Here is an 11,056-nt window from a genome sequence, read left to right on the forward strand (position 1 = left end):
CGGTAGGTCGGGTAAATCGAAGCGGCACCCGAAAAGCAGGCGCGTCGATTTAGGGTGCCGCTTAGCTTTAACCGACCAAAGGCGCGAGAATTATTAAAATTACCGCCGCTTAAACACCCGTGCCAGCACGGCGCGCTTTTCAGCCGGGGATTTGCCGCCCCAATCGGTGATCTCATCGATGGTCCGCAGGCATCCCCGGCAAAGTCTCGATACCGGATCGATCACGCAGACGCGTGTGCAGGGGGACGGCACGGCGTCGTTCTCCAGGTGCAACGTCAAGCCGGTGACCTCTGCGCGGCCGAGATCATCCGTTCGGCCAGCACCAGGCCGCTGAGATAGGCCCCTTCCACGCGGGCGCCGTTGCACCAGTCGCCGCAGGCGCCCAATCCGCGTTCCGGATCGAACAGGCATTCCTCGTCCAGGGCATGGACCGGCAGGGAAAAGCGCCAGCGGTGCGCCGCCAGATGCTCGGTCGGGACGGCGGCTGCCGTGCCCACGAGATCGCGGAGCGCCGCGGTCAGGGCTTCGATCACGGTATCCTGTTCGTCCTCGATATGCTTCTGCGACCATTCCGGCGATGCGTGAAGCACCCAGGCCTCGCCATCGGGCCGGCCGGGTTTGGAACTGTCGCGCGCGATCCAGGACAGCGGCGATCCGGTGACGAAGGCGCCATCGTAGCCGAGGTCCAGCCGCCGTTCGAACCGCGCCATCACCGTCCAGCATCCCGCCATGACGGCATCGGCCGCGCGGGACGCCAGATCGGGCGCCTCCGCCAGCAAGGGCGCCGCCTGAGGACTGGGCACCGCGACCGCCACCATGTCGTAACTGCCGAGATCGCCGCCGCGCTCGTCTTCCAGGCGCCAGCGCCGACCGTCGGGCGTCACGCTCGCGACCCGGACGCCGGCATGCGGCTCGACCACGGTCGCCAGGGCGCGGGCCGGCGCGTTCATGCCGGGCGTGCCGACGAACCGCTCGCCCGGCGACTCCTCCAGCGACAATTCCCCCTCCGGTCCGGCCCTTCCGATGCGGACGATGCGGCCGTTCCACAGCGCCACGATGCCGTCATGGACCCAGGCGTCGACACGATCCCGGAATCGCTGGTCGCGCGCGGTGAAATACTGCGCGCCGTGGTCGAACCGGAGGTCGTCGGCGCGCCGTGTCGAAAGCCGTCCGCCCGGCCCGCGTCCCTTGTCGAAGACGGTGACGGGCCATCCCTGCCGGATCAGCCGTTCGGCGCAGATCAGTCCGGACAGGCCGGCGCCGATGACGGCCGTGCGCGGGACCGCGCGCTGGCTTGGAAACTCGATGACCGCTGGATCGTTCATACCGGAAGCCTTTGCTTGGACGGCGGTTTGGGACGGCGTTCGATGTGGCCGGTAGCCGGCATGACAATAGAACACTGCGGCCAATCATCCAGGCCCAAAGAAACCTGATGCCATCCACGGCGTTGCCGGTTAGATTAATTTTCTTATAATGCTAGTTAAATGCGCTCGTTAAATGCATGGTTACGCCAGTTGGTGCCGGATCAGTGAACAGCGATGGCATGTCGAACATAAGTACGAGCGAACAACCGGACCGAAGCGGCTTTCCAGGGCTCAATTATCCGGATCGGAAATCTACGGTGCCGGCACATAGCCAGCAGCGCCGGCAGCGTGGCCGTACCGGTTGGGCCCGCCATACCACGCTTGCCGTCATTATCGTCGGCCTGATCGTTTCGGTAACGATTTTCTTCGCGGTTCGCGAGCAGACCATTACCCATCTTGCCGACAACCTGGGAGTCCAGGCTGGACGAACGACCGAAACCATCCAGCGCCGCATCCACACCGTCGAGGACACCGTACGGGCGGTGAGCGGGCTGTTCGGCGCTTCCGATGCCGTCACGCCGGAGAGATTTTCGGACTTCATCGACCATATCCTGCCCGAAGGGAAGGAAGTCGACCTGCTGTTCTGGGCTCCTCTCCCGGCTGGCGGGGCAGCGGTTTCCTACACGGCCGGATCGCGGGAGATGCCAGGACAACTGGCGGCGCTCGAAAGTTCGCCCGGCTTGCGGGCCCTGGTCGCAGCCGCGCAGACCGGCCGCCCGCTGGCGACGGCGGTGATCGATGGCTCGCCGCTGGGTCTGGCGGATGGCCGTGTCCTTGCCGTCGCGGTTCCGACGCGGCAGAGCCGGGACGGAGCGGTCACGGGCGCAGCGGTAGGTCTGGCGGCTTTCGACACGCTGTTCCGCAGGCGATCCGGGGATGTTCCCGAAGCGGCTGCCTTCAGCTTGAAAATCTACGACCCGCAGGCCCCCGACATCACCCTTTACGGCGTTGGCGCCGATCCGGCGACGCAACCGGCCTTGCTGGCCGGCCCGGTCGTCTTCCATTCCAAGCTGGAACTGGGCGACCGGGTCTGGATCGCCCAGTTCCAGGGTGCGGTACTCAAGCTGCCGCCGCTGCTCGCCTTCGCGCCGGCGGGGACCCTGTTCGGCAGCCTCATCCTGACCGCCGTGCTGGCGGCCTATCTCAACACGACCCAGCGCCGGGCGCGCGATGTCCGTGCGCTGGCGTCCAGCCTGAAGCGCGCCAATCACGAACTCCAGCGCCGGATCGACGAGCATTACCGGACTGCGGCGGCACTGGGCGACAGCGAGCGCAAGTACCGCGACATCTACGAGAACGCGGTGGAAGGCATTTTCCAAACCTCGCCCGACGGCAGGATGCTGAGCGCCAACCCGGCCCTTGCCCGCATCTACGGCTACGACACCCCGGAAGAGGTTCTGGAGGCGCTTCAGGACGTCAGCCGGCACCTTTACGTGGATCCGTCCAGCCGCGCGGAATTTGTCCGGCTGCTGGAACAGCAGGACATCATCTACAGCTTCGAGTCTGAAATCGTCCGCAAGGATGGACGGCGGATCTGGATCGACGAAACCGCCCGCGCCGTGCGCGACGGCGCCGGCCGCCTGCTTTATTACGAAGGCAAGGTCGAGGACGTCACCGAGCGCAAGGCCGCCGAAGAAACCATGCGGCGGGCCAAGGAGCAGGCCGACCTTGCCAACCGGGCCAAGACCGAGTTCCTGGCCAATATGAGCCACGAATTGCGGACGCCGCTGAACGCCGTCATCGGATTTTCCGAAATCATCATGGAGGAGATGTTCGGTCCCGCCGGGCGCCCCGAATACGTCGAATACGCGCACGACATCCATGACAGCGGCCGCCTGCTGCTCGAATTGATCAACGATATCCTGGACATGTCGAAGATCGAAGCCGGCAAGAAGGAGTTGCAGGACACCGTCATCGATATCGGCCGGGTGATGATGAGCAGCGTCCGCCTCGTCCATCCCCGTGCCCAGCTTGGCAATGTGACCATCGAGGTCGACCTGCCGCCCGATCTGCCGGCTGTCCGGGCGGAGGAACTGTCGATGAAGCAGATCATCACCAACCTGCTCACCAACGCCGTCAAGTTCACGCCGGAAGGCGGCAAGGTCCTGCTCTCGGCCAGAATCGAAACCGATGGCTGGATGACGATGACAGTGGTCGACACCGGCATCGGCATAGCGCCCGAGGACATGGACAAGGCGCTGGCTCCGTTCGGCCAGATCGAAAGCTCGCTGAGCAGCAAGACCCAGGGGACGGGACTGGGGCTGCCGCTGGCCCAGGCGCTGGTACACCTGCATGGCGGCACCTTGGACCTGGAAAGCTCGCCGGGCTCCGGCACCACGGCGACCATCCGCCTGCCGGCGGACCGCGTCAGCCGCAACGTGGCCTGATCGATAGGGCCGCTCAAGGCTGAACCAATCCTCTCCGGACAAAAAAAGAGGCCGCCCAAAAGGGCGGCCCGAAGTCTAGGGAGGAAACGCCCAAAGAGGCGTATGCAGCATCGCTGCTGCACTGCAACATATAATGTACGATCCAGTACAAGGCAAGTCCGAATTGCACCGAGGGTCTAGTTAATTCGTACCATGCCTTCCGGCGCGACCGATATCAGGCGGCCTTGGAGAACTGATCGTTGGCAGGCGTGCTGCCGAAAACCGGAGTAACAGTGGCTGAAACGCCCATGGCTCCTGGGTTTTGGCCGGATGCCTTCTCGCCGGCAGACAGCCGCTTTGCGATGACCGTGCTGATGACGGTGTGGGCGGCCGCGATCAGGGCGAGGATGGCGACGGCTTCGAAAGTGGTTCCTGTCAGCATGGTATCGGCTCCAGTTGAGATGTCAGTGTCTTGCGTTGCACCAAATATGCTGCGGGTGCGCGCTGATGTCAAATACTGTATGCCGTATTTTGTATACCAGACTCAACGGTCAGCATTGCGATTTCGAGATGGCTCACTGATGAGGTCGTAAACTTAAAATTCAGGATGGGTTTCGGCCGCAAGACCGGCTTCGGCGTCCCAGAACATTGCCTCGATCTTGTGGCCGTCGGGGTCGCGTACGAAGCAGCCGTAATAGGCCGGGCCGTAATGCGGCCTCGGCCCTGGTTTTCCCTCGTCGATGGCGCCGGCTTCCAGCGCCGCGGCGTGGAAGGCGTCGACGACCTCAGCCGAGTCGGCGAGAAAGCTGATGTGGATGCCGTTCCCAATGGTGGCGGGGTGCCCGTCGATCGGGACCTGGACCCAGAACTCCGGGTATTCCTTGCCATAGGCGACCGCGCCGGGGTGTTCCGCCATGCGGCGGCAGCCGAGGGCGGGCATCACCTTGTCGTAGAAGGCGGCGGCGCGGGCGAAGTCGTTCGTGCCGATGGAAACATGCGACAGAATGCTCTTGTTGGTTTCGCTCATTCGAGCCTCCCTGGTTGGTGCTAGTCTGCGGGCTACCCCGAAAGGGCTTGTTCCTGTAGGGCGTAAGATTACCATGGCGTATGCGCCAAGCTGGAGAGCAGTGATGAAGGAAGACGTGATGGCCAAGCTCGACTTGCTGATCGGCATGTCGGCAGAGCCATCAGGGCCGAGTGCCCGGATCGATGCGGCCGCGAGCCGGGTCTCCGAGCAATCGGAGCGGGTCGCCACAATCCGGGCGGCGCTTCGCCGTATGCTTGACGAAGACACAAAGGCGGAACAGATCGCCCGCGTTTTCAAGGGACTTCTGAAGCGCTGAAGTTTTCAAGGGACTTCTGAAGCGCTGAAACGGCGGTCAGACCGCCCGCAGCCGCCGCAGTGCCCATGCCGCCGCGTCGCGCACCAGTTCGGAGCCGTCCGCCGTCAGCCGCTCGACCACGACGATCTGCTTGGGATCGCCGCTGTTTCCCAATGCCGTCAGCACGTTGCGGACGAAGCGGTCGCGGCCGATCCGCTTGATCGGGGAGCCGGAGAACACCTGCCGGAAGCCGGCGTCGTCCAATTGCGCCAGATCGGCCAGCCGGGGCGCGGTCAGCTCGGCGCGGGGCAGGAATGCCGCTTCGCGGGTCCGCTTGGCGAACTTGTTCCAGGGGCAGGCGGCTAGACAGTCGTCGCAGCCGTAGATGCGGTTGCCCATCAGCGGGCGAAGGTCTTCGGGGATGGGCCCCTTGTGCTCGATCGTCAGGTACGAGATGCAGCGGCGAGCGTCCAGCCGGTAGGGCTCGGGGAAGGCAGCCGTCGGGCAGGCGTCCTGGCAGCGGCGGCACGAGCCGCACAGGTCGGCGCCTGGAGGATCGGGCGGCAGTTCCAGGGCGGTATAGACCTCGCCCAGGAACAGCCACGAGCCATGCTCGCGCGACACGAGGTTGGTGTGCTTGCCCTGCCAGCCCAGTCCGGCCTGCTCGGCCAGCGGCTTTTCCATCACCGGGGCGGTATCGACGAAGACCTTGACGTCCGTAGCGAAACTGCGGTGGACCCATTGAGCCAGCTGCTTCAGCCGGCTCTTGACCACGTCGTGGTAGTCGCGGCCGCGCGCATAGACTGAGACGATGCCCCGGTCCGGATGCTCCAGAAGGCCTCTCGGGTCCTCGTGCGGCGCGTAGGACATGCCGAGCGCGATGACCGTCCGCGCCTCCGGCCAAAGCACCTGGGGATCGCCCCGGCGGTCGGCTTTCTCGAGCATCCAGCCCATGTCGCCGTGGAGGCCCTGGGCCAGGAAGTCGCCCAGCCGCTCCCTCGCCTCGTCGCCGAGGGAGGCCGGCGCGAAGCCCACGGCGTCGAAGCCGAGCGCAAGCGCCCGGTCGCGTATCCGCTCCCGCTTGTCAGCCGCGTCCACGATAAGGGGCCACCCCCTGGTCGGGCACCCAGACGCCGTCCGGTACCGGGCCGGTCTGGTAGAACACGTCGATCGGGATGCCGCCGCGCGGATACCAGTAGCCGCCGATGCGCAGCCAGACCGGCTTCAGCTCGTCCACGAGGCGCTTGGCGATGCCGACGGTGCAGGCCTCGTGAAAGGCGCCGTGGTTGCGGAACGAGGTCAGGTACAGCTTCAGCGACTTGCTCTCGACCAGCCAGTCGCCGGGGACGTAGTCGATCACCAGATGGGCGAAGTCCGGCTGGCCGGTGATCGGACAGAGCGACGTGAACTCGGGTGCGGCGAAGCGTACCAGATAGGCGGTGCCCGGATGCGGGTTCGGCACCCGCTCCAGCACTGCTTCTTCGGGCGAGGCGGGCTGGGCGGTGTTGCCGCCCAGCTGGGTCAATCCGTCATAGATCGACTGGGACACTGTGGATCTCCTCATCGGCCGCTCCATCGGCCTTGTCATCGGATTCAGTCGCGGCGAGCGGATCGGGAGTAGCGGGGATGTCGCCGAGCAGCAGTTGCGCTTCCAGCTCGGCCGCGCGTTCCTCGAAGCAGCCCTGGGCGATGGCGCGGCGCAGGTCCGCCATCAGATCCTGATAATAGCTCAGGTTGTGCCACGTCAGCAGCATCGGGCCGAGCATCTCGCCCGCCTTGAACAGGTGATGCAGATAGCCCCTGCTATAGCTGCGGCAAGCGGGGCAGCCGCATTTTTCGTCCAGCGGCCGGTCGTCATGGGCATGGCGGGCGTTTCGGATGTTCAGGACGCCGCGCCGGACGAAGGCTTGGCCAGTGCGGCCCGAGCGTGTCGGCATCACGCAGTCGAACATGTCGATGCCGCGCCGGACCGCGCCGATGATGTCGCTGGGCTTGCCGACACCCATCAGGTAGCGCGGCCGGTCCTTGGGCAGCAGGGGAGTCGTGACGTCCAGCGTGTCGAACATCATCTGCTGGCCTTCGCCGACCGCCAGCCCGCCGACGGCATAGCCGTCGAAGCCGATATCGGTCAGCGCCCTGACCGACTCCGCCCGCAGATCGGCATAGACGCTGCCCTGGACGATGCCGAACAGCCCGTAGCCGGGCCGCTCGACGAAGGCGTCGCGCGAGCGCTGCGCCCAGCGCATGCTCAGCTTCATGCTCTTCTCCGCGACCTCGTGGGTGGCGGGGAAGGCGGTGCATTCGTCCAGGCACATGGTCACGTTGCTGTCCAGCAGGTGCTGGATCTGCATCGACCGCTCGGGCGTCAGGTGGTGGCGCTTGCCGTCCAGGTGCGATTTGAAGGTGACGCCGTCCTCGCTCATCTTCCGCAGGTCGGACAGCGACATGACCTGGAACCCGCCGCTGTCGGTCAGGATCGGGCCGTGCCAGTTCATGAAGCGGTGCAGGCCGCCGAGCTGAGCGACCCGCTCGGCGGTCGGGCGCAGCATCAGGTGATAGGTGTTGCCGAGGATGATCTGGGCGCCCGTGGTCTTGACCGACCCCGGCATCATGCCCTTGACGGTCCCGGCTGTTCCGACCGGCATGAAGGCCGGCGTTTCCACCGTACCGTGGGCGGTCGTCAGCGTGCCGCGCCGCGCCATGCCGTCGGTCGCATGCACGTCGAAACCCAAGCCCCGGAACCCAGAATCCGTCGCCGTCATGGCGCTCTCCCGATCAATGAAGTGTCGCCATAGGAATAGAACCTGTAGCCTGACGATATGGCGTGGGCATAGGCGGCCCGCATGCGCTCCATCCCGGCGAAGGCCGAGACCAGCATGAACAGGGTGGAGCACGGCAGGTGGAAGTTGGTCAGCAGCAGGTCCACGGCCCGGAAGCGGAAACCGGGCGTGATGAAGATGTCGGTGTCGCCGCTGAACGGCCCGATAGTACCATTGTCCGCCGCCGCCGTTTCCAGCAGGCGCAGCGACGTGGTGCCGATCGAGACGATCCTGCCGCCGGCTGCCTGCGTTTCCCGGATCGCCCGCGCGGTATCTTCGGAAATCTCGCCCCATTCCGCATGCATGCGGTGGTCACGGATATCGTCCACCTTGACCGGCAGGAAGGTGCCGGCCCCGACATGCAGCGTCACCGGCACGCGCCGGACGCCCCGTGCTTCCAGCCGGGTCAGCAGTTCCGGCGTGAAGTGGAGGCCGGCGGTGGGGGCGGCGACGGCGCCCTCGCGGGCGGCGAAGACGGTCTGGTAGTCGTCGGCGTCCTTGGCCGAAGCGCCGTCGCGACGGCGGATGTAGGGCGGCAGCGGCATGACGCCATGGCGGTGCAGCGCCGCCATCAGGTCGGCGCCCGCGACCGAGAAGCGGAGCGCTATGTCGCCGGTCTCCCGCTTCTCCATCACTTCGGCCGACAGGTCCGATGCGAAGACGATGGTGTCGCCGACCCGCAGCCGCTTGCCCGGCTTGGCGAAGACGTGCCAGGTATCGGCGCCCTCGCGCTTGTGGAGGGTGGCTTCCACCTTGACTTCCCCCCGCTTGCCGGTCAGGCGGGCGGGGATGACGCGGGTGTCGTTGTAGACCAGCAGGTCGCCGGGCATCAGCAGGTCGGGCAGGTCGCGGACATGGCGGTCCGCCAGGACATCGCCCTGCATGTCCAGCAGGCGCGCGGCGTCGCGCGGCCGTGCCGGTTCGTCGGCGATCAGCTCGGGCGGCAGCTCGAAATCGAAATCAGCGGTTCTCATGAGGAGCGCCGATATAGTCCATCCCGGCGCCTTGGGAAAGGCGAATGACTCAGCGTAGACGCACGGGGATGTTGCTGGTCAGCGCCAGGCTCTCCGGCGATACCGCCCCCAGACTGCCGTTGGGCATCGGCGTCAGGATCGTGTAGTGCCGCGCCTTGCCCTGTTCGATCCGCACGGCCACGTCTTCCAGACCGTCGCCGGAAAAGCTGCCCGACGCCAGGATCGTCATCGACCACTTGCCGTCCGGTACGGAGATCCGCATCCGCTCCTCATCGACGACGAAGCGGTTGCGCGCGGGCCTCGCTCCCGGCCTATCTGACGCCGGAAAAGGGCGCAGGCTGTCGTCCAGCGTCGTGGCATCCAGCCGCTCCGCCACGGTGCGCGCCAGTTGGGACAGCGGGGCCAGATACGTCGCCGGTTCCCGCGCCTGCCGGAGAACGAACAGCAGCGGGCAATTGCCATAGGCGCTGTGCGCGTCGGTCGGATCGACGACCAGCGAGCGGACCCCCTGGTCCAGAAGCTTGAGATAATCGGCGCAGTTGGTGACCGTCCGCGTCCCCTGCGGCGTCGTGGTGGTGAAGACGGTACGCATCTCCCTGACGGCTTCCGGGTAGTTCGTCACGGCGCCGCGCAGGTCGGGATCGAAGATCGAAGTCTTGGACAATGGCACGCGCGGCGGCGCCAGACTGGCGACGGCGAAGTTGACTCCGACCGCCAGAGTGAGGCCCAGCGCCGCTATGCCCGCCAGAAATGTGAAGGTCTTCCGCTCGGAAGACCCGTCAGGTGCATCCATCGACATCCCACCGCCACAGCCGCGATCAAACGGCATAATCGCACAGGAAGGCCTCGTTTTGCACAATTTTCATTTAGCCACCCAGGATCAGGCCGGCGCGTTCGATCAATCGCCTTCGCATGACGACGAAATTGCCGCTAAGCTGTTGTCGCCTTCAAGCTGTCCCATACCGTTAGTTCCGGAAGATCCCATGACGTTCCGCTCCCTTTATCGTCACGGTTTTGCGCGGGTCGCCTCCTGCACCATGCGGTGCTCCATCGCCGACCCCGCCGCCAATGCCGAAGCCGTCCTGCGCGTCGCCAAGACCTGCGACGAACGGTCCGCAGCCCTGGCGATCCTTCCCGAACTGGCGGTTTCCGGTTATGCGATCGACGACCTTCTGCTCCAGGACCCGCTGCTGGATGCGGTGGAGCAAGCCCTGAGCGTGATCGCCGACGGCTCGGCGAAGCTGATGCCGCTGCTTCTGGTCGGAGCGCCGCTCCGCCATGTCAGCGGCAGGATCTATAACTGCGCGGTAGCGATCCACCGGGGCCGCATCCTGGGCGCCGTGCCCAAGATCCACCTGCCGAACTACCGGGAGTTCTACGAGAAGCGCCATTTCGCGTCGGGCGCCGGGACCGAGGGCGGCGAGATCCGGATCTGCGGCCAGACCGTCCCGTTCGGCCCCGACCTGATGTTCCCGGCGGAAGATGTGCCGGGCTTCGTCGTCCATGCCGAGGTCTGCGAGGACTTCTGGGTGCCGATCCCGCCCAGCTCCCAGGCGGCGCTGGCCGGCGCCACCGTGCTCGCCAACCTGTCGGCCAGCAACATCACCATCGCCAAGGCCGACACCCGCCGGCTGCTGTGCAAGAGCCAATCGGGCCGCTGCATCGCGGCGTATCTGTACTCCGCCTCCGGGGCGGGCGAGTCCACCACCGATCTGGCCTGGGACGGCCAGACCTCCATCACCGAGAACGGCGAACTCCTGACCGAGACCGGCCGCTTCCCGGAAGGCGACCAGATCGCGGTAGCCGACATCGACCTGGACCTGCTGCGCCAGGAACGGATGCGGATGGGCAGCTTCGACGACAACCGCCGCTGGCGGGGCATAGCGTCCGATGCCTACCGGCACGTCCCGTTCAAGCTCGACCCGCCGATGACGGATATCGGGCTGGAACGCAAGGTCGAGCGCTTCCCCTTCGTCCCCGCCGACCCGGCGCGGCTGGAGCAGGACTGTTTCGAGGCCTACAACATCCAGGTGGCGGGACTGGTCCAGCGCCTGAGCGCCACGCATACCGAGAGGGCCGTCATCGGCGTGTCCGGCGGTCTGGATTCGACCCACGCGCTGATCGTGACCGCCCGCGCGATGGACAGGCTTGGCCTGCCGCGCTCCAACATCCTGGCCTATACGATGCCGGGCTTCGCCACCAGCGACCACA

Annotated in this window: 12 protein-coding genes; 3 read left to right on the forward strand and 9 right to left on the reverse strand. The window is 65.9% G+C overall.

Features of this window, described 5'->3' with window-relative positions; translation table 11 throughout:
- Positions 1–99: 99 nt before the first annotated feature.
- Together AC5JJ6_RS24085 and AC5JJ6_RS24090 are read right to left on the reverse strand one after the other, a co-directional pair.
- The gene (locus AC5JJ6_RS24085) at positions 100–279 is read right to left on the reverse strand and encodes a DUF1289 domain-containing protein (protein WP_496044492.1); all 180 of its coding nucleotides are present in this window, start codon (positions 277–279) and stop codon (positions 100–102) included.
- The gene (locus AC5JJ6_RS24090) at positions 276–1,325 is read right to left on the reverse strand and encodes an NAD(P)/FAD-dependent oxidoreductase (protein WP_496044493.1); all 1,050 of its coding nucleotides are present in this window, start codon (positions 1,323–1,325) and stop codon (positions 276–278) included. The genes AC5JJ6_RS24085 and AC5JJ6_RS24090 overlap by 4 nt, the downstream gene beginning before the upstream one ends.
- A 296-nt stretch (positions 1,326–1,621) precedes the next feature.
- Between AC5JJ6_RS24090 and AC5JJ6_RS24095 the strand changes: the two genes are divergently transcribed.
- Positions 1,622–3,751 carry an ATP-binding protein gene (locus AC5JJ6_RS24095; RefSeq protein WP_496044494.1) on the forward strand — a complete coding sequence of 710 codons (2,130 nt, stop codon included), beginning with the start codon at positions 1,622–1,624 and terminating at the stop codon, positions 3,749–3,751.
- 214 nt (positions 3,752–3,965) lie between these two features.
- Here the strand turns inward: AC5JJ6_RS24095 and AC5JJ6_RS24100 are convergent, their stop codons facing one another.
- Both AC5JJ6_RS24100 and AC5JJ6_RS24105 read right to left on the reverse strand, forming a co-directional pair.
- Entirely contained in the window at positions 3,966–4,172 is a 207-nt protein-coding gene (locus tag AC5JJ6_RS24100) for a hypothetical protein (RefSeq protein WP_496044495.1), read from the reverse strand.
- 153 nt (positions 4,173–4,325) lie between these two features.
- Complete coding sequence (locus tag AC5JJ6_RS24105) at positions 4,326–4,757, reverse strand: VOC family protein (protein WP_496044496.1); 432 nt, start codon at positions 4,755–4,757, stop codon at positions 4,326–4,328.
- Between the two features lie 103 nt (positions 4,758–4,860).
- On the opposite strand from AC5JJ6_RS24105, the gene AC5JJ6_RS24110 reads away from it, so the two are divergent.
- Complete coding sequence (locus AC5JJ6_RS24110) at positions 4,861–5,073, forward strand: hypothetical protein (protein ID WP_496044497.1); 213 nt, start codon at positions 4,861–4,863, stop codon at positions 5,071–5,073.
- A gap of 36 nt (positions 5,074–5,109) precedes the next feature.
- Here the strand turns inward: AC5JJ6_RS24110 and queG are convergent, their stop codons facing one another.
- Genes queG through AC5JJ6_RS24135 form a run of 5 tightly spaced genes read right to left on the reverse strand, consistent with a single transcriptional unit; the run spans position 5,110 to position 9,638 of the window.
- A complete protein-coding gene (gene queG / locus AC5JJ6_RS24115) occupies positions 5,110–6,150 on the reverse strand; it encodes a tRNA epoxyqueuosine(34) reductase QueG (RefSeq protein WP_496044498.1) in 1,041 nt (346 codons plus the stop codon).
- Positions 6,137–6,601, reverse strand: coding sequence for a preQ(1) synthase (queF, locus tag AC5JJ6_RS24120; RefSeq protein WP_496044499.1), 465 nt, complete (start codon positions 6,599–6,601; stop codon positions 6,137–6,139). The genes queG and queF overlap by 14 nt, the downstream gene beginning before the upstream one ends.
- Positions 6,582–7,814, reverse strand: a complete 1,233-nt coding sequence (tgt, locus tag AC5JJ6_RS24125; RefSeq protein ID WP_496044500.1) for a tRNA guanosine(34) transglycosylase Tgt — start codon at positions 7,812–7,814, stop codon at positions 6,582–6,584. The genes queF and tgt overlap by 20 nt, the downstream gene beginning before the upstream one ends.
- On the reverse strand, positions 7,811–8,845 hold the full coding sequence (queA, locus tag AC5JJ6_RS24130; RefSeq protein WP_496044501.1) for a tRNA preQ1(34) S-adenosylmethionine ribosyltransferase-isomerase QueA: 1,035 nt from the start codon (positions 8,843–8,845) through the stop codon (positions 7,811–7,813). Before queA ends, tgt begins: the two co-directional genes overlap by 4 nt.
- Positions 8,846–8,894: 49 nt before the next feature.
- Entirely contained in the window at positions 8,895–9,638 is a 744-nt protein-coding gene (locus AC5JJ6_RS24135) for a hypothetical protein (RefSeq protein ID WP_496044502.1), read from the reverse strand.
- Between the two features lie 190 nt (positions 9,639–9,828).
- On the opposite strand from AC5JJ6_RS24135, the gene AC5JJ6_RS24140 reads away from it, so the two are divergent.
- The coding region (locus AC5JJ6_RS24140) for an NAD(+) synthase (protein ID WP_496044503.1) at positions 9,829–11,056 on the forward strand (1,228 nt) is incomplete at its 3' end.

It is taken from the genome of Skermanella sp. (assembly GCF_059503625.1).

Coding starts and splice junctions, on each gene's coding strand:
- AC5JJ6_RS24090 (WP_496044493.1), bottom strand. CDS start 1,325: ATGAACGATCCAGCGGTCATCGAGTTTCCAAGCCAGCGCGCGGTCCCG.
- AC5JJ6_RS24100 (WP_496044495.1), bottom strand. CDS start 4,172: ATGCTGACAGGAACCACTTTCGAAGCCGTCGCCATCCTCGCCCTGATC.
- AC5JJ6_RS24105 (WP_496044496.1), bottom strand. CDS start 4,757: ATGAGCGAAACCAACAAGAGCATTCTGTCGCATGTTTCCATCGGCACG.
- AC5JJ6_RS24110 (WP_496044497.1), top strand. CDS start 4,861: ATGAAGGAAGACGTGATGGCCAAGCTCGACTTGCTGATCGGCATGTCG.
- tgt (WP_496044500.1), bottom strand. CDS start 7,814: ATGACGGCGACGGATTCTGGGTTCCGGGGCTTGGGTTTCGACGTGCAT.
- queA (WP_496044501.1), bottom strand. CDS start 8,845: ATGAGAACCGCTGATTTCGATTTCGAGCTGCCGCCCGAGCTGATCGCC.
- AC5JJ6_RS24135 (WP_496044502.1), bottom strand. CDS start 9,638: ATGGATGCACCTGACGGGTCTTCCGAGCGGAAGACCTTCACATTTCTG.